We start from the raw sequence: 18,952 nt of genomic DNA, 5'->3' as shown, positions 1-18,952 counted from the left end.
TCTTGATAGCAGTGTCTACTCTTTTATACGCGATGAGATTGATTTACTCATCTCAGTAACTTCTAATAAACTAGCCACAAAAGCTTGATCCATGTGGCGCGCTCCGATACGATTGTCCAAATGGCTAATTTTAGCTTGAGAACCTGCTAAAATAGCTTCAATATCATTATCAACTGGAACTGTTTCTGTCTTGATTTGGTTATTATAAGTATTACGAGCGACGTTGAATTCTTCAATAGCTTGGTAAGCACGATTCCAAATCATATTCTCAAGACGAGATGTATCTTCTCTCAATACATTGACTGCACCATTATTAACCTTATTATTCCCTAAAGCTTTCTCAACATCAGAAAGATTAGAAGTTTGAGTATTAATGAGCGAGGTCATTTCCGCAGTTGTTACACCGGCTGTATTAGCAATATTGACTGTTGATTTATACGCTGAAATGGCATCATGTGCTGCATTAATCTCCTCTTGAGAAGCTTTAGATTCTTGAACAACTGGTTGATCCGGAGCTGGCTGTTGGACAGAAGTTTGCGCAGTTGAACTTTGTTGTGGAGTTGCCACAGTTTCAGATTTTATTAAATCTTTATTTTCACTTGTCAACTGTTGATATTTTTTCATACCATTTACTTCAGTATCAGTAGTCGATATTATTTTTTCTTTACCAATATTGGTTATCCTTGCTTTCTGAGATGACTCCTCTTTTAGTTTAGAACTTTTATCCATATTTACATTCGAAGAGAGATTTACTATTTCTTCCTTAGAAGTCGGTATAAAACTTCCTTGTTTATTTGAATAATATCTTTCCTCAATTCCATCTCGTCTTATATTCACATTATATGTAAAGTTTTTAGTAAAATCAGAAATCCTAGGTTTTTCAAGAGAGTAAGTAAATTTTACAAATGCATTAGACTGCAGTTTATTTACCTTTTGAATTGATTCCTTAGTGAGTTTTCGACCTTGGAGTCTCTTAATAAATTTCTGATAATCTTCACGCTTTATAGCTGATAATCTATCTTTATAATTATAAAGATAATAATCCTCTAGGCTATCGTATGAATTTACAAATTCGCCTACATTTTTCTCTATCTCTGATATGTGAAACCCACTATTTTTAGGGATATATCTATAGTTTTTAAAATATTCATAATGTTCTCTAAAATCACTCACTAACCCTTCTAATATAGGGTCCTGGATAACTTCTGAAGTAATTTTTAATAATTTTTCTCCAAATCTTAGATGTAATTCAATATCAGTCTGAGTTTTATCATACCTTCGTAAAATTTGTTGTCTATAACCGTAAATCATTTTATTGAACCTTGACATGATGATTTTTAATTCTTTTACTTTCTTTTCTAATTCTTTTGCTTTTTCATTTTCATGAATAATGTTCATATCTACAAATGAACCATCTTCACGTTTTTTAGCTCTAATTTGTTTATATGACATCGGATCTGCCTTAGCCTTCACTTGTCGATTTAATAAATTTATTTCTTTAACGGCGTTTTTCAAATCATGCGACTCAGACAAAACTTCCTCAGAAATCTTTATTTTTTGCTCTTCCATCGAATATAAATCGAATAGTAAATGCTGTGCTTCCTTCACAACAGCTTTCACATAACTATTTAGATTTTCATCAGTTTCTCCTAATACATCATTTTTTATAATCTTTTCCGAAATTTCTTGTTCATTTAAATTAATCTCTGCTAAATGCTCCCCCTTAAAATTCACTGTTTCTTTATGTTTTTTTAGTATGAACTCTAAAGACTGTATTTTATCATTTAAAATTTTTAAATTTGGTATATCCTCTGTCAAAAATACACCATTTACTACATCATTTTTACTAAACCTTGATAAAAACCTAGAAGCTGATTTTTCATTGTTAACAATAACCGCAAACTCTGAGGTTAATTCATCAGTATTAATTTCTTTATTATTTATTATTTGTTCAATTTGGTCTTTAAGATAACGAAATTTTGTTACACCCTCTATATATTCCAACTTACTTTTTTCTATCAAAGATTGCGGTAATCGACTCATTAATTTACCATAATAATTATTATAAAAGTTTATAAAATGGCTATGAGTATGATTAAGATATGAAAATATACCTCCACCAAGGGCGTTACTTTTAAAATTTAGTATTTGTCCAAATGGTAATAACTCTTTATGTTCCGATTGTAACCTTATAATAGCTTCAGTAAATTTTTCAATAGCTAGGTTCAAATTATGCTCTATAATCTGATACTGAGCAACATTAAGACCGGTTACTAGCTCTTTTACTGTTAATTTGGAAGCTGATTTCCCAAATTTCTTCTCATTTTTTCTTTGTAGTGTAAGTAGATAATTCTCATAAGTAAATAATTTTTCTTTTAATGAATTTACTATTTCCTTATAATCTTTTGCATAATAATCATCGCTATATTCATCTTTATTAAGTAAATACTTTATAAAATCAACCTTATCAGATAAAGTAATAACCTTGTCATCTACATAAGCTGAGTAATCAGTTAATTCATTATAACCAATATAGGAGTCCAGCCATTCTAGGACTCTTTTATTTTTGTTGATATTATCCTTACTATTATTCACTATCGCCCCTACCGGCTGACTTGTAGATACTGCTGTTACTGCTAGCGATAGAATCGCTGCTGATTTTAAAAATTGTTTTTTCATTTCCATCTCTCTTTTCTTTTTCATGATAATTTTTACATCAAAAACTTATCACGAGATAACATATTAGCATAAGATTAGTAACATGACAAATCAATTAAATTACGAACTTTTGTTTTTGTTTTCATGTTTTAAGGACAATAATGTTCGGTTATAATAACTAACGCTGTTTGTCGAGATGGAATTTTTACTTTTTTTAGAAACTTTGTATTTTTATTAAATACATTTAAATCAAATAAAAATATCACTTTTTTATTTTTTTTACATTTTATACTTATATAATATTTTTATAAAGGCTCTATTTATTTGATAATCAAATGATTTGAGTGTGAAATTATTTTTTTGAAAAATTTTTCGATAGGAAAATTCAATTAACTTGGCCATCATTTTATTCACAATATACACCATATTTTCAAGAAATATGCAGTATTTCCTATACTTAACCAGTTTATTATAAGATTTTATAAATGTTCTATAAATTATCATGAGCAAAAAAAGCGTAAACTTTCGTTTACGCTTTTTATTATTTGCTAGCAATAAAATCCTTTAAGGCCTGGACTTTATCAACTCGCTCCCATGGCAAATCGATATCAGTACGTCCCATATGCCCATAGGCTGCTGTTTGTCGATAAATAGGTCGTTTGAGGTCCAACATATTAATAATGCCTGCTGGTCGCAAATCAAATATTTGACGTACAGCTGCCTCTAGGTCTGCTTCTGCTATAACACCTGTTCCAAATGTATCTACACGCACAGAGACAGGCTGGGCAACACCAATTGCATAAGCAAGTTGTACTTCTACTTTTTTAGCTAAATCAGCTGCAACAATATTTTTTGCAATATAACGAGCTGCATAAGATGCTGAACGATCTACTTTAGTAGCATCTTTACCTGAAAATGCACCACCACCATGACGAGAATAACCACCATAAGTATCTACAATAATCTTACGACCTGTTAGTCCTGAATCTCCTTGAGGGCCTCCAATAACAAAGCGCCCTGTAGGATTGATAAAGAATTTTGTTTGGTCATCTAAATAATGGCTTGGAATAACTTCATTGATAACTTTCTCAATCACGTCCTTATGGAGTTGGTCATTGGTTACATTAGGATCATGCTGTGTCGAAATAACTACTGCATCCACACGAATTGGTTGATTATTTTCATCATATTCAACCGTTACTTGAGATTTTGCATCTGGTCGAAGATAAGTGAGTTCCCCAGACTTACGTAGATCTGTCAATTTCTTAACTAACTGATGAGCTAAAGAAATTGGCAATGGCATTAACTCAGGTGTTTCATCAACAGCAAACCCAAACATCAAACCTTGGTCACCTGCACCAATTAAATCTAAAGGATCTTGTTCAAGAGAACCACGTACCTCAAGAGCTTCATTGACTCCCTGTGCAATGTCTGGCGACTGTTCAACGAGTGACGGATGCACTCCAACAGATTCAGCTGAGAAGCCATATTCAGCTTTATCATAGCCAATTTCAGCGATTGTGTTACGGACAACTCGGTTAATATCAACATAGGCTGTCGTTGATATCTCGCCAAATACATAAACCGACCCTGTATAAACAGCTGTTTCGGCTGCTACGTGGGCATCTGGATCTTGCTCTAAAATTGCATCTAAAATCGCATCGGAAATTTGGTCAGCAATCTTATCGGGATGTCCCTCAGATACTGACTCAGACGTGAAAAGTTTACGTTCTGACATAAAAATGTCCCCCCTAAAATGTAAAATGTGTCGAGTTACAAAGAACTAGCCTCTAGGCTACCTTTTCGGGACTCATATAGCTATTGTACCACTATTTCATCTTTTGTGAAATAAGTTACCAATAAATAAAAAATTATCTCTATTTTCTTTAGTCTTTTTTCTCGATTTATACTATACTAGATTTATGAAAACCTACGAAAAAATTTATCAAATACTATCAAAAAATAACAACTTTATTAGCGGAGAAACTATGGCAAATCAACTTAATATTTCCCGTACAGCTATTTGGAAAGGTATAAAAACGTTAGAAGAATTAGGCCTAGAGATTGAGTCTGTCACTAACAAGGGCTACCGATTGGTATCAGGTGACATATTATTACCAGAACAACTCGAACAAGAAATTGGTATTAAGGTTAGTCTTAATAATAATAGTGCTTCAACCCAACTAGATGCTAAAATGGGGATAGAAAGCAAATTAAAAACTCCACACCTTTTTTTAGCTCCTAATCAAAAAAAAGCTAAAGGACGTTTTGATAGACCTTTCTTTACATCAAATCAAGGCGGCATCTATATGTCTCTTTTATTACAACCTAATGTACCGATTGAAGATATAAAACCTTATACTGTCATGGTAGCCTCTAGTGCTGTAAAAGCTATCTCACGGTTAACAGGAATTACTCCTGAAATTAAGTGGGTCAATGATATTTATTTAGATAATAAAAAAATAGCTGGTATTTTAACCGAGGCTATCGCTTCTGTTGAGAGTGGATTGGTAACGAATGTTATTATAGGATTAGGTATCAATTTCTATATCAAAGAGTTCCCTAGGGCGTTAACTAAGCGCGCAGGTAGTCTCTTTACAGAGCAACCGACCATAACTAGAAATCAATTGATTACAGAAATCTGGAATCTCTTTTTCAATATTCCACTAGAGGATCACTTAAAAGTATATAGAGAAAAATCCCTAGTCTTAGATAAAACCGTTAGCTTTATGGATGGTCAAACAATGTATTCTGGGAAAGCTATTGATATTACTGATAAAGGATATTTAGTGGTTGAGTTAGATGATGGTCAGTTGAAAACACTTCGCAGTGGCGAAATCAGTCTTTCTTCTTGGTAGATTTGATAAGCTCTTTTGTGAATTTTGAAATCGCATATACCTTTTGAAGATCTCGAAGTAATAAAACTCCCCAAAAAATAGCAAAAATCCAGGAGCCATCCATAACGGATTGATTGAAAAAATAAGTTTCAAAAGAGCATAAAAGCGCCATAAAAATAAATTGTCGTTTTGTCATATCACCATTATAACAGAATCTACTAAATAATTAAAAAACTTATCAAAAAAATAGTTGCCTGTTACAGGCAACTATTTTTAGTTACGTTTTAATCTTCAACGATTGCTATTCGTTCTGCTAGATAAGAAAAGTCTTCTGGAATCTGATGATTAACTTCAGGTTCTGTTTCCGTCTTTTGAGCTTTCATTTTCTTTGCAAAATCGCTCCGAATTTGATTAAAATCATTTCTAGGTACAGCTAAAATATTAGGTGAAAAACCTGCTGCTTTACTCATAATATTACCAAATATATCATTGAGATCGTTACGTTTCATAGCTTGTTCAGCATTAAAGGCAGCATCAAATGCCAAAATAGCATTCTCGCTATTAGCTAAGACAGGTTCAGATCCCATTAATAATGCTCTATCTTGAGCCGTAATATTATCTAATATCTCGTTCCAAGCGCTCTTTAAAGCTTCTAAATATTCACGTGAACGTTGGCTATCTACAACCGTTTCTTCCATAATGGTCAAAATCTTTGTACGGTCAACTTTGAATGTGAATGTCTTATTATTAACCTTTACTTTTTGAGTTGATGAACTTTGATCTGCTCGAGAGAGTTGGCTCATTTCGTTTTTTAACGATTTTAACTCCCGACGAAGGATATCTAATTCTGCTGTCACATCTGCGGGTAAGTTTGACGAATTTTTTTCTACCATTTCAGACAATTGGATGGTCATCATCTCTGCATAAACTTTAGGATGGCTACCATTTTTTATCTCAGGAAGAACAGATGTCACTTTATCAATCATTTCAAATAAAATATCTTGTTTAACATCAAGATTGACCATAAAAGTATCACTTGAATGACTATTTTCACCACCTGCTTGAACAACAAGTAAATCTCTTAAGTACATCAATAAATCTGTTGCAAAACGACTCATACTTTTGCCACTATCAAAGATTACTTCAAGTTTAGCGAGTGCTTCAGTTGTATCGTGAGCCAATATATTCGATACATAATCATCTATAGCAGATAAGGAAATGCTCCCTGTAATTTCTTCTGCTACATCTAAAGAAATGTGGTTATCTTTCGCTAAACTCAAGGCTTGATCGAGAATTGATAAAGCATCACGCATACCACCTTCGGCTCGTCTAGCGACTAGTGTCAGAGCATCCAAATCATATGAAATAGCTTCTTTATCTAAAATCTGTGCTAAATGATCTCGAATAGCTAATAATTTAATCGCTTTAAATTCAAAGCGCTGGACACGAGATAAGATTGTTGCAGGGATTTTATGGAGTTCTGTTGTTGCTAATATAAAAACAACATTTTCTGTTGGCTCTTCAAGTGTTTTCAATAGTGCATTGAAAGCACCTGTAGACAACATATGAACCTCATCAATAATATAAACTTTATAGGTTGCCCTACTTGGAGCATAAGTTGATTTGTCCCTGATATCACGAATTTCATCGACACCATTATTTGACGCAGCATCAATTTCAATGACATCCTCTAAACTACCATTTGTAATATCTCGACAAATATCACAATGATTACAAGGTTCGCCATTAACTTGATTTGGGCAATTCATCGCTTTTGCAAATATTTTAGCAGCACTTGTTTTTCCAGTTCCCCTAGGTCCTGAAAAAAGGTAAGCATGGCTAATTTTTTTGCTGGACACAGCTTGCTTTAAAGTAGTTGAAATAACACTTTGTCCAACCATTTCATCAAATGTTTGGCTACGATATTTCCGATAAAGGGCCTGATACATTACTTTTCAACTCCAAACATATCCAAATTCCAAATCGTATGTTCTACTAGAATACCTACAAATTTTTCTAAGTATTCTTGATCAATCTCATCATAATCTGCTACTAAAGAAGAATCTAAATCTAGAACTCCTAGAAGTTTGCCATTTTTAAACATAGGTACTACGATTTCGCTCATAGCTTTTGAATCACAGGAGATATAGTTAGCATGCTTTGTAACATCATCAACAATCAGCGTCTTAGCAGTTTGTGCTGATTCACCACAAACACCTTTTCCTAAAGTAATATGCACACATGATACACCACCCTGGAAAGGGCCAAGAATTAACTCTTCTCCATCAAATAAATAAAAGCCTGTAAATACAGAATTTGGAAGCATAGCATTTAGCATAGCTGAAGCATTTGATAAGTTAGCAAGAGCATTTGTTTCATCTGAGAATAGAGCTTGCGCTTGTAGTAATAATAATTGATAATTTTCGATTTTCTTAGACTTGTTCATAGCACTTATTATAGCATAATTTGAAAGTTACTAAAACTAAATAACCATCCTATATAAAACAAAAAAATAAACACAAACTATTGTGTTTATTTTGCTTCGTTTAAGATGCTAGCCACTTTGGTATTGATTAAATCAATAGCGACAATATTACTTACTCCTTCTGGAATTACAATATCCGCATAACGCTTTGTTGGTTCGATAAATTGATGATACATAGGTTTTACAACTTCTGTATACTGTTCAATAATACTATCTAAACTTCTATCGCGCTCTTCCATATCACGCTTAATACGACGAATAATACGAATATCATCATCTGTATCAACAAATAATTTGATATCCATTAAATCACGCAAACGCTGATCTTCTAATACCAAAATTCCCTCAACAATAATGACATCCTGGGGTTCTTGGCGGATAGTTCTATCACTACGGGTATGTTTTGTGTAATCATAAACCGGAATATCGACCGGACGTCCCTCAATCAATTCGTTCAATTGCTCAATCATCAAATTGGTATCAAAAGCAAGGGGATGATCATAATTGGTTTTTACACGTTCTTCAAAAGTTAAATGACTTTGATCTTTATAGTAAGAATCATGTTCAATCATGGTAATTTTTTGATCTGGGAAATTTGATAAAATCGCCCGAGAAACACTGGTTTTACCACCACCAGATCCACCTGTAACACCAATAATAATAGGTTTTTTACGCATTTGTCACTCCAAATTAAATTTATCCTCTATCTATTGTACTATAAACTTATTTTTTTTAAAGTCTAAATTTTATTGAAAACGCTCTAAAAATAAAAAGCATGTTATAATAACAATGACAATATATAAAATAACAAGAGGATTCTTATGATAACAAAATTTCCAGACCAATGGCAGGATAAATTAACCCAGCGTCAATTTGATGATCTAACAGATATTCAAAATAAACTTTTTCAACCTATTACTGATGGTGATAATATCCTTGGAATTAGCCCTACAGGTACTGGTAAAACTCTAGCATACCTTTTTCCAACGCTTCTTAAGTTGCAACCTAAAAAGAGCCAACAACTCTTAATTTTAGCTCCAAATTCAGAATTAGCTGGACAAATCTTCGACGTTACAAAAGAATGGGCAGAACCATTAGGACTGACCGCACAACTATTCCTTTCAGGGTCTAGTCAAAAACGCCAAATTGAGCGACTAAAAAAAGGACCAGAAATCCTTATAGGAACTGCTGGACGCGTATTTGAACTTGTGAAACTAAAAAAAATAAAAATGATGAACATTAATACTATCGTCCTTGATGAATTCGATGAATTACTCGGCGACTCACAATATCATTTTGTGGACAATATTATTAATCGCGTTCCTCGTGATCAGCAAATGATTTACATTAGTGCCACCAACAAACTGGACAATAGTAAACTTGCCGATAACACTATAACAATTGACCTATCTGATCAAAAACTTGATACTATAAAACATTATTATATTACAGTTGATAAAAGAGAGCGTACTGACTTACTTCGTAAATTTTCAAATATTCCTGATTTTAGAGGTCTCGTCTTTTTTAACAGCTTATCAGACTTAGGTGCATGTGAAGAACGTTTACAATTTAATAGGGCCTCGGCAGTTTCTTTAGCAAGCGATATTAATATTAAATTCCGTAAAGTTATCTTAGAGAAATTTAAAAACCATGGTATTTCATTACTCCTAGGAACCGATTTGGTAGCTCGTGGCATTGATATCGACAACCTAGAATATGTGATTAATTTTGATATCGCACGCGACAAAGAAACATATACACATCGTTCTGGACGAACTGGTCGTATGGGGAAAGAGGGATGTGTTATTACATTTGTAACACATAAAGAAGAACTCAAACAACTTAAAAAATACGCTACCGTTGCAGAACTTGTACTTCACAATCAAAAATTACATTTAAAATAAAAAAGAAACAAGTAACTTGTTTCTTTTTTTATTAAGGCGTTGAATATAATTCACCTACAGTAACAAAATAATAACCCTGGGTTGTCAGATAATCCATAATTGTAGGCAGAGCATCTATAGTTGTCTGGTGAATATCATGCATCAAAATCACTCCCCCAGGACGTAATTGTTTTTTGATATTGGTCATCATTGCTTGTGTATTATGATTTTTCCAGTCTTCTGTATCAACTGACCACAACATTTCTTTCAATCCTGTCACTGTTTTTACAGTAGCATTTGTTGCTCCGTAAGGGGGACGTAAGTACACCGGTTTTTGTCCTGTTGCTTTCATGATCAGATCATTAGTCTTATGAATCTCTTCCTTGATTTTCTCCGCTGGCAGTTTGGTTAAATTAGGATGATCCCATGTATGATTACCAATCTCATGACCTTCAGCATGCATCCTTTGTAAAATATCTGTGTGCCCTACAGCACTTTGTCCCATTACAAAGAAAGTCGCTTTAGCATTATATCTTTTAAGGATTTCTAAGGCTTTAGTAGTCGTTTTTTCATTTGGCCCATCATCAAAGGTAAGTGCAACACGTGGTGCTTTAGCTTTTAAATTAGAAACTAAATCTAGATCACTTGATTTTAAATATGACTCATCGATCACATTATATAATTTATCAAGTGGTAATTTTAAATCATTAATAATTAACTTACCATCTTTAACATCTAGCCCATCTGTTACTCTTCCAGTTTTTAAAAATTCTTTATTGCTATCATGTTCCTTTAGTTGAGTTCCCGGAGCTATATTTTCTAAAATAGCCTTAAATCCAGATATATTATGAGCTAAAAGCTCATCTAATTCAAAAGGTTTCTTATTTTGATCAAGTAAGTAGGTTCTCAAAAGGCGACTTGATTTTTGAAACATACTTCCTTTTTCTTTTTGATATAAGATTTGATAAATGGATAATTTTTTAACATTTGCAAAGTTAGAATCTGCTAATTGAGGACGTAGAATAATGTATTGATTGTCATAAAATTTTTTATGCTCAAAGCTTTTTTGATTCCACTTTAAAATATCAGCGCTTAGACTTTTGTCATATCCTTTAGGTTCAAGAAAAAGAACACGTTCAGTTTTCTGTCTTTTCACCACTTCTACCGTTTTCTCGGCTATGCGAATTTCTTTTTCAACAACAGCTTGTTGAAGTTTTATTTCCTTATGTTTCAAAAACGAAAAACCTTGCCAAGCAAGAATCGCTATAATAATTAGACTAAAAATACCTATAATTAATTTCTTCATATAATGACTCTTTTGTTATTTTTTATGACAATTATATCACAAAAATAAAACCACTTTAGAAGATTATATAATTCTTTATTTTTAATGTAAAAGAGGTTTATAAAACGACTCAACTGACAATAGTTGAGTCGTTTTACGTCTATTTCATATCAAAAACAATCGATTTTACATTTGTCATTGCTTCAATTGAATATCTGATACCTTGAACACCTGCACCAGATCCTTTGAGTCCTAAGAATGGGAAGTTATCAGGACCACGTCCAGTCTTATTGTTAATGTGAACTGTACCAACTTCAAGTTTATTTGCTATATCAAATGCTTTTTGGAAATCACGTGTAAAGACTGATGATTGTAATCCAAAATCAGATTTGTTGGCAATAGCAACAGCTTCTTCTGCATCCTTGACACGAATAATTGGGAGAATTGGCCCAAAAGGCTCTTCCCAAGCTAGTTTCATATCTAAAGTAACATGATCAAACAATCCTGGAGTTAATAGACGACCATCACGTTTAAATTCATTCAATTCTTTCGCACCTTTTTGACGTGCATCTACTACTAAGCTTTCAATAAAGTCAGCTGAATTATCATCAATAACCGGTGTCACCGTTGCATTATCAAATGGATCACCTACTGATAATTTTGCTACATTTTCAGATATTTTTTCTGCCAATTCATCTGCAACTTCTTCAACGACAAGTACACGCTTAATTGCCGTACAGCGTTGTCCGGAGTAATCATAAGCACCTGCAACGATTTGTTTAGCAGCGTTGTCAAGGTCAGCATCAGCTAAGACGATACCTGCATCCTTACCACCCAACTCAAGCATAATTGGACGCATTCCTGCTAACTTACCAATACGTTTTCCAACTGGCGTTGATCCTGTAAAGTTAATAAAATTAACTTCTTCATGCTCAACAATGTAATCTCCAATCTCAGAACCGCGTCCTGTAATAGTATTAAAGACACCTGCTGGAAGACCTGCTTCTGCAAAAGCTTTTGCTAAAACAAGTCCTGAGACTGAACCTTGTGTTGGTGGTTTAAACATCACAACGTTTCCACTAATTAGAGCTGGCGCAATTTTTGATCCTGAGAGGTTAACAGGGTAATTATAAGGTGCGATTGCTAAAACGATACCTACTGGTTGACGACGAATAACAGCCAACTTATGACCTGTTGAAGCATCCATTTTTCCACCTTCGTCAGCTGAAGTTGATAAACGAATTCCTTCTTCTGCTGCATAACGAATAAGATCAGCTGTCCTTACAACCTCAGTTACTGAAGCATTGTAAGCTTTAGAAATTTCTTTTGCTAAAACAGTAGCAATTTCTTCTTTATCACGTTCAATAATGTCTGCGGCTTTATGAAGGTATTGTGCACGTTCATATACTGTCAAAGCAGCCCAGGCTGGTAAAGCTTCACGACCCGCTTTCATGGCATGATCAACTTCTTCTCGAGTCATCGCTGGCACGAATCCCAATGAAGAATCATCAATTGGTGACAAAATCTCAATCTGATTAACAGATGATTTCCATTCGCCATTGACATAATTTTGATATTCTTTTGTCAAAGTAAATCTCCTTTTACATTGTAATAGGTTTATTCTATCACTTTATCTATTTATTTCAATTATCTGACATATTTTTCTTAGAAACTTAACAATATCCAAACTTTCAATAAAAAAGTAGAGATTTTTTAATCCCTACTTTTTTATTATTCTCAGTCAAAGTCAACGTATTCTTTTTGAAGTTCGATAACTTCTTCCATAGTTGAACACTCTGAAAGAGCACGATTAGCGTATTCTTCCATTTTAGCTGTGTCCAATTTTTTCATTAAGCTACGTGTACGAAGTACTGAGGTTGCTGACATTGAGAATTCATCCAATCCCATACCAACAAGAAGTGGAACCGCAGTTTGATCACCGGCCATCTCACCACACATACCTGCCCATTTACCTTCAGCATGAGCAGCTTTGATAACGTTGTTAATCAAACGAAGGATTGATGGATTGTATGGTTGATAGAGGTATGAAACTTGCTCATTCATACGGTCCGCAGCCATTGTGTATTGGATAAGATCATTAGTACCAATTGAGAAGAAATCAACTTCTTTTGCAAATTGGTCTGCAAGCATAGCTGCCGCTGGGATTTCAATCATAATACCAACTTCAATGCCTTCAGCTACTGCTACACCGTCAGCTAACAAGTTCGCTTTCTCTTCTTCAAATATAGCTTTAGCAGCACGGAATTCTTTAAGCAAAGCAACCATTGGGAACATGATGCGTAGCTGTCCATGAACTGAAGCACGAAGAAGTGCTCGGATTTGTGTGCGGAACATTGCATCACCAGTTTCAGAAATTGAAATACGCAATGCACGGAATCCTAAGAATGGGTTCATCTCTTTTGGAAGATCAAAGTAAGGAAGCTCTTTATCTCCACCGATATCCATTGTACGAACAACAACTGGTTTACCATTCATACCCTCAAGAACTGCTTTATATGCTTCATATTGCTCATCTTCTGTTGGGAAATCTTGTGAATCCATATATAAGAACTCTGTACGGTAAAGACCAACTGCTTCTGCTCCATTTTCGTTAACACCCTCAACATCTTTAGGTGTACCGATATTAGCAGCTAATTCAAAATGTTTACCATCAGCAGTAACTGTTTGTGCATCCTTAAGAAGTGCCCATTCAGCTTTTTGTTTGGCATAAGCTTCACCTGCTGCCTTGAAGGCTGAAATTTGAGCTTCAGTTGGTTCAATGATAACTTCACCAGTAATACCATTAACAGCAATCAACTGACCATCTTGAACACGTTCAGTAATATCATTTGTACCAAGAACAGCTGCGATTTCGAGTGTACGTGCCATAATAGCTGAGTGACTTGTACGCCCTCCAATATTTGTTACAAAAGCTTTAACAAATTGTTTATTTAATTGAGCTGTGTCAGAAGGTGTCAAATCGTGTGCAATAACGATTGATTCTTCATTGATAGTTGCTGGGTTTGGTAATTTAACACCCAAAAGATGTGCTAAGACACGTTTGGCAACATCACGGATATCTGCTGCACGTTCTTGCATGTATGGGTTATCTTCCATACCTTCAAAGATAGTGATGAACATATCAGTCACTTCTTTAAGACCTGTTTCTGCATTTACTTGTTTTGCACGAATAGTCTCTTTAATTTGATTAATCATTTCTGGGTCAGAAAGAACCATTAAATGAGCATCAAATACAGCTGCGGCTTCTTCGCCTAAGCTTTCTACTGCCTTCTCACGGATAACAGAAAGCTCGTCTTGTGAAGCTTGGAGTGCAACATCAAGGCGAGCTTCTTCTGCGTTTGTATCTTCGACTGTTACAGTCTCAAATGACAAATCCGGTTGGACAAGTAGATATGCTTTAGCAACTGCAACACCATCAGAGGCTGCGATTCCTTTAAGCATTTCTGTCATTTTCTTATGCCAATCCTTCTTTTGTCATTGTTTCTTCGATAGCTGCAATTGCATCATCTGCATCTGCACCTTCTGCTGAAATAGTAACATCAGCACCTTGACCAACACCAAGACTCATAACACCCATGATTGATTTAAGGTTTACTGCTTTACCTTTGTAATCAAGCGTGATGTCTGAAGCAAATTTGCTAGCTGTTTGGACAAGCAAAGTAGCTGGACGTGCGTGAATACCTGTTTCTGCAACAATGTGGAAATCTTTTGAAGCCATATTATGGTTCTCCTTTTGTCATTTGTAAATATTTGAGTCACCTATTGGTAACCCTTACAAGTTAAAAGTATAACATATTGCTTTTTATTTTTCAAGATTAAATGTCTCAAACAGAAAAAAACTTGAATGTTTTCCACAGCTTTTCATATTAAAAATGAGAGTCTTAGAATTTAAAAATAGAATTCTAAAAATGATTTTTTTATGTTCTTCTGAAAGGAATTGGAAAACAGGCTGAAAGCTTTTAAACTAACCCTAAAAACGAAATATAGTGTCTCATTTTATTTTAAGACACTATATATTGTGTTTTGTTAGAAATAAAACACTTGCTTTTTCCATTCTTTTTTTATATGCTATTACCATGAAAATAATTAGGAGGACAACATGGCAGCTATTACTGTTTTTTCGAAAAACAACTGTATGCAATGTAAAATGACTAAGAAATTTCTTGACCAGCACGGCGCTGATTTTGAAGAAATTAATATTGATGAAAAACCAGAAAAAATTGAATATGTGAAAAATCTCGGCTTTTCTGCGGCTCCAGTGATTGAAGCTGGTAATGTTGTTTTTTCAGGTTTCCAACCAAGCAAACTAAAAGAACTTGTTTAAGCAAATTAGAGTCTGGGAATAAAGCAATTAATTGCTTTATTCCCATTTTGTATTGTTAAGTTAAGAGGATAAATTCAATGAGTTTAAAAAATATTGGCGATGTATCTTACTTTCGCCTAAATAATGAAATTAACCGTCCTGTTAATGGACAAATCCCACTCCATAAAGATAAAGAAGCCTTAACTGCTTTTTTCAAAGAAAACGTACAGCCTAATTCAAAAGCTTTTGACTCAATCACTGATAAAATTGCTTACCTCCTTAAGTATGATTATCTTGAAGAAGCTTTCCTCAATAAATATCGTCCTGAATTTATTGAAGAATTATCTACCAAACTTTTCGATAAAAAGTTTCGTTTTAAATCCTTCATGGCAGCCTATAAGTTTTATCAGCAGTATGCATTAAAAACAAATGATGGAGAATACTATTTAGAAAGTATTGAAGATCGCGTTCTCTTTAATGCTCTTTATTTTGCAGACGGTGATGAAGAACTAGCAACTGACTTAGCTCTAGAAATGATTTCACAACGCTATCAACCTGCAACACCAAGTTTTTTAAATGCTGGTCGAAGTCGTCGCGGAGAATTAGTCTCATGTTTCTTAATCCAAGTAACTGATGATATGAATGCTATTGGTCGTTCAATTAATTCAGCTCTTCAATTATCTCGTATTGGTGGTGGGGTTGGAATATCACTTAGTAACCTTCGTGAGGCTGGAGCTCCTATCAAAGGTTTTGCTGGTGCTGCTTCTGGAGTCGTTCCAGTCATGAAATTATTTGAAGACAGTTTTTCTTACTCCAACCAACTTGGACAACGCCAAGGTGCTGGAGTTGTTTACCTTGACGTTTTCCATCCAGATATTATTTCATTCTTATCAACTAAAAAAGAAAATGCTGATGAAAAAGTACGTGTTAAAACATTGTCATTAGGGATCACTGTACCCGATAAATTCTATGAACTAGCACGTAACAATCAAGAAATGTACTTGTTTAGTCCTTATAGTATCGAACGTGAATATGGTGTTCCTTTCAGCTATATTGATATTACCGAAAAATACGATGAATTAGTCGCTAATCCTAATATCACTAAAACAAAAATCAATGCTCGTGATTTAGAGACAGAGATTTCTAAACTTCAACAAGAATCAGGTTATCCTTACATCATCAATATTGACACTGCTAATCGTACTAATCCTGTTGATGGAAAAATTATCATGTCAAATCTTTGCTCTGAGATTTTGCAAGTACAAAAACCAAGTCTTATCAATGATGCTCAAGAATACCTTGAAATGGGAACTGATATTTCTTGTAACCTTGGCTCAACTAATGTTTTAAATATGATGACATCTCCTGATTTTGGAAAATCAATTAAAACAATGACTCGTGCTTTAACTTTCGTTACTGACTCATCAAATATTGAAGCTGTTCCAACTATTAAGAACGGAAATGCTCAAGCACATACATTTGGACTTGGAGCAATGGGACTCCACTCCTATTTGGCAAAAAATCATATCGAATATGGTAGTCCAGAATCAATTGAATTTACTGACATTTATTTCATGCTAATGAACTACTGGACCTTAGTAGAATCAAACAATATTGCCCGCGAACGTCAAACAACCTTTGTAGGTTTTGAAAAATCAAAATACGCTGATGGTACATACTTTGATAAATATGTATCTGGAAAATTTGTTCCACAATCTGACAAAGTAAAATCCCTATTTGCTAATCATTTTATCCCCGAAGCTAAAGATTGGGAAAACCTTAGATACGCAGTTATGAAAGACGGACTATATCATCAAAATCGGCTTGCAGTTGCTCCGAATGGTTCTATTTCGTATATCAACGATTGTTCAGCATCTATCCACCCTATTACACAACGTATTGAAGAGCGTCAAGAGAAAAAAATCGGGAAAATTTATTATCCAGCTAATGGCTTAGCTACAGATACTATCCCTTATTACACTTCTGCCTATGATATGGATATGCGTAAAGTAATAGACGTCTATGCCGCAGCAACTGAGCACGTAGACCAAGGTCTCTCAATGACACTCTTTTTACGAAGCGAATTACCAAAGGAGTTGTACGAGTGGAAAACAGAAAGTAAGCAAACTACTCGCGACCTTTCAATCCTACGTAACTATGCTTTCAACAAAGGTGTGAAATCAATCTACTATATCCGTACTTTTACAGATGATGGTAGCGAAGTCGGAGCTAATCAATGCGAAAGTTGTGTCATCTAACGAAGAAACTCTACTTAAAACATCAGAAACTAGACTGAGATAAACTATCTCAGTTTCATGATGTTATCTTATTTTCTAAGGTATTTTCATCTTTATTTTTCTAAAAATCGATAATACTTGAAATATTGCTAGATCAGAATTCTATATTCTACTCTTCTTCCATCATCATTATATAAAAACCTATTTACCATTGGAGAAAACCATGACAACTTACTACGAAGCTATAAACTGGAACGAAATTGAAGATGTTATTGATAAATCAACTTGGGAAAAACTAACCGAACAATTTTGGCTCGATACACGTATCCCTTTATCAAATGACTTAGACGATTGGCGCAAACTTTCCGCTCAAGAAAAAGATCTTGTTGGCAAGGTTTTTGGAGGCTTAACCCTACTTGATACCATGCAATCAGAAACTGGTGTTGAAGCTATTCGTGCCGATGTTCGCACGCCTCACGAAGAAGCTGTCTTAAACAATATTCAATTCATGGAATCTGTTCACGCTAAATCTTATTCTTCAATTTTCTCAACTTTAAATACTAAATCAGAAATTGAAGAAATTTTTGAGTGGACTAATAATAATGAGTTCCTTCAAGAAAAAGCACGTATTATCAATGACATTTATGCTAATGGAAATGCCCTTCAAAAAAAGGTGGCTTCCACCTACCTCGAAACTTTCCTTTTTTATTCTGGCTTTTTCACACCTCTTTACTATTTGGGAAATAATAAGTTAGCAAATGTTGCTGAAATCATTAAATTAATTATTCGTGATGAATCTGTACATGGTACTTATATCGGTTACAAATTCCAGCTTGGTTTTAACGAATTACCAGAAGATGAGCAAGAGAATTTTCGTGATTGGATGTATGACCTCCTTTATCAGCTGTATGAAAACGAAGAAAAATACACCAAGACACTTTATGATGGCGTAGGATGGACTGAAGAAGTTATGACCTTTTTACGCTACAATGCTAATAAAGCTCTTATGAATTTAGGACAAGATCCTTTATTCCCAGATACAGCAAATGATGTCAACCCAATTGTTATGAATGGTATTTCAACAGGAACATCAAACCATGACTTCTTCTCTCAAGTAGGTAATGGTTACCTACTTGGTAGCGTTGAAGCTATGCATGATGATGACTATAACTATGGATTATAAGAAAAAGACACTGATTTAGTGTCTTTTTCTAGTTAAATACAAATTTCTTGACAAGCAAAC

General features: G+C 34.2%; 16 protein-coding genes. 5 read left to right on the top strand and 11 right to left on the bottom strand.

All coding sequences use genetic code 11. The features are described from left to right. Window positions 1-15: 15 nt before the first annotated feature. The 3 genes from QOR44_RS10260 to metK form a co-directional block, all read right to left on the bottom strand. Window positions 16-2,679 carry a Rossmann-fold NAD(P)-binding domain-containing protein gene (locus tag QOR44_RS10260; RefSeq protein ID WP_000743871.1) on the bottom strand — a complete coding sequence of 888 codons (2,664 nt, stop codon included), beginning with the start codon at window positions 2,677-2,679 and terminating at the stop codon, window positions 16-18. 258 nt (window positions 2,680-2,937) lie between these two features. After that, complete coding sequence (locus QOR44_RS03980; protein WP_000880722.1) at window positions 2,938-3,213, bottom strand: hypothetical protein; 276 nt, start codon at window positions 3,211-3,213, stop codon at window positions 2,938-2,940. After that, entirely contained in the window at window positions 3,200-4,396 is a 1,197-nt protein-coding gene (gene metK / locus QOR44_RS03975) for a methionine adenosyltransferase (RefSeq protein ID WP_283572664.1), read from the bottom strand. Before metK ends, QOR44_RS03980 begins: the two co-directional genes overlap by 14 nt. Window positions 4,397-4,580: 184 nt before the next feature. Here metK and birA point away from each other — a divergent pair, with 184 nt between their 5' ends. Next, window positions 4,581-5,516, top strand: coding sequence for a bifunctional biotin--[acetyl-CoA-carboxylase] ligase/biotin operon repressor BirA (gene birA, locus QOR44_RS03970; RefSeq protein WP_001873801.1), 936 nt, complete (start codon window positions 4,581-4,583; stop codon window positions 5,514-5,516). Here birA and QOR44_RS03965 read toward each other — a convergent pair. The 4 genes from QOR44_RS03965 to udk all read right to left on the bottom strand — a co-directional run bounded on the left by QOR44_RS03965 (window position 5,497) and on the right by udk (window position 8,657). Further along, a complete protein-coding gene (locus QOR44_RS03965) occupies window positions 5,497-5,691 on the bottom strand; it encodes a DUF3272 domain-containing protein (RefSeq protein WP_000166926.1) in 195 nt (64 codons plus the stop codon). The genes birA and QOR44_RS03965 overlap by 20 nt on opposite strands. A gap of 88 nt (window positions 5,692-5,779) precedes the next feature. Then, window positions 5,780-7,444, bottom strand: a complete 1,665-nt coding sequence (gene dnaX, locus QOR44_RS03960) for a DNA polymerase III subunit gamma/tau (protein ID WP_000283824.1) — start codon at window positions 7,442-7,444, stop codon at window positions 5,780-5,782. Then, window positions 7,444-7,941, bottom strand: a complete 498-nt coding sequence (locus QOR44_RS03955; protein ID WP_001043210.1) for a GAF domain-containing protein — start codon at window positions 7,939-7,941, stop codon at window positions 7,444-7,446. The genes dnaX and QOR44_RS03955 overlap by 1 nt, the downstream gene beginning before the upstream one ends. An 86-nt stretch (window positions 7,942-8,027) precedes the next feature. Next, a complete protein-coding gene (udk, locus tag QOR44_RS03950) occupies window positions 8,028-8,657 on the bottom strand; it encodes a uridine kinase (RefSeq protein ID WP_001227823.1) in 630 nt (209 codons plus the stop codon). Between the two features lie 144 nt (window positions 8,658-8,801). Between udk and QOR44_RS03945 the strand changes: the two genes are divergently transcribed. Continuing rightward, window positions 8,802-9,884 (top strand): DEAD/DEAH box helicase, encoded by a 1,083-nt coding sequence (locus QOR44_RS03945; RefSeq protein WP_000628859.1) that lies wholly within the window; start codon window positions 8,802-8,804, stop codon window positions 9,882-9,884. Between the two features lie 31 nt (window positions 9,885-9,915). On the opposite strand, the gene QOR44_RS03940 is transcribed toward QOR44_RS03945, so the two are convergent. The 4 genes from QOR44_RS03940 to QOR44_RS03925 all read right to left on the bottom strand — a co-directional run bounded on the left by QOR44_RS03940 (window position 9,916) and on the right by QOR44_RS03925 (window position 14,887). Beyond that, window positions 9,916-11,169: a polysaccharide deacetylase family protein gene (locus tag QOR44_RS03940; RefSeq protein ID WP_000733382.1), complete on the bottom strand. Its 1,254-nt coding sequence runs from the start codon at window positions 11,167-11,169 to the stop codon at window positions 9,916-9,918. Window positions 11,170-11,308: 139 nt separating this feature from the next. Continuing rightward, complete coding sequence (locus QOR44_RS03935; RefSeq protein ID WP_000159916.1) at window positions 11,309-12,736, bottom strand: NADP-dependent glyceraldehyde-3-phosphate dehydrogenase; 1,428 nt, start codon at window positions 12,734-12,736, stop codon at window positions 11,309-11,311. A 149-nt stretch (window positions 12,737-12,885) separates the two neighbouring features. Next, a complete protein-coding gene (gene ptsP, locus QOR44_RS03930; RefSeq protein WP_000138153.1) occupies window positions 12,886-14,619 on the bottom strand; it encodes a phosphoenolpyruvate--protein phosphotransferase in 1,734 nt (577 codons plus the stop codon). Window positions 14,620-14,623: 4 nt separating this feature from the next. After that, on the bottom strand, window positions 14,624-14,887 hold the full coding sequence (locus QOR44_RS03925) for a phosphocarrier protein HPr (RefSeq protein WP_000146945.1): 264 nt from the start codon (window positions 14,885-14,887) through the stop codon (window positions 14,624-14,626). 381 nt (window positions 14,888-15,268) lie between these two features. On the opposite strand from QOR44_RS03925, the gene QOR44_RS03920 reads away from it, so the two are divergent. From QOR44_RS03920 to nrdF, 3 genes are all read left to right on the top strand, one after another. Continuing rightward, window positions 15,269-15,493, top strand: a complete 225-nt coding sequence (locus tag QOR44_RS03920; protein ID WP_000719060.1) for a redoxin NrdH — start codon at window positions 15,269-15,271, stop codon at window positions 15,491-15,493. Between the two features lie 77 nt (window positions 15,494-15,570). After that, window positions 15,571-17,730, top strand: a complete 2,160-nt coding sequence (gene nrdE / locus QOR44_RS03915; protein WP_000053862.1) for a class 1b ribonucleoside-diphosphate reductase subunit alpha — start codon at window positions 15,571-15,573, stop codon at window positions 17,728-17,730. A 202-nt stretch (window positions 17,731-17,932) separates the two neighbouring features. Continuing rightward, window positions 17,933-18,892 (top strand): class 1b ribonucleoside-diphosphate reductase subunit beta, encoded by a 960-nt coding sequence (gene nrdF, locus QOR44_RS03910; RefSeq protein ID WP_000214845.1) that lies wholly within the window; start codon window positions 17,933-17,935, stop codon window positions 18,890-18,892. Window positions 18,893-18,952: the final 60 nt, after the last annotated feature.

Source organism: Streptococcus agalactiae (genome assembly GCF_949788565.1).
Lineage (GTDB): Bacteria > Bacillota > Bacilli > Lactobacillales > Streptococcaceae > Streptococcus > Streptococcus agalactiae.
This window is presented reverse-complemented; position numbering and strand designations above follow the sequence as displayed.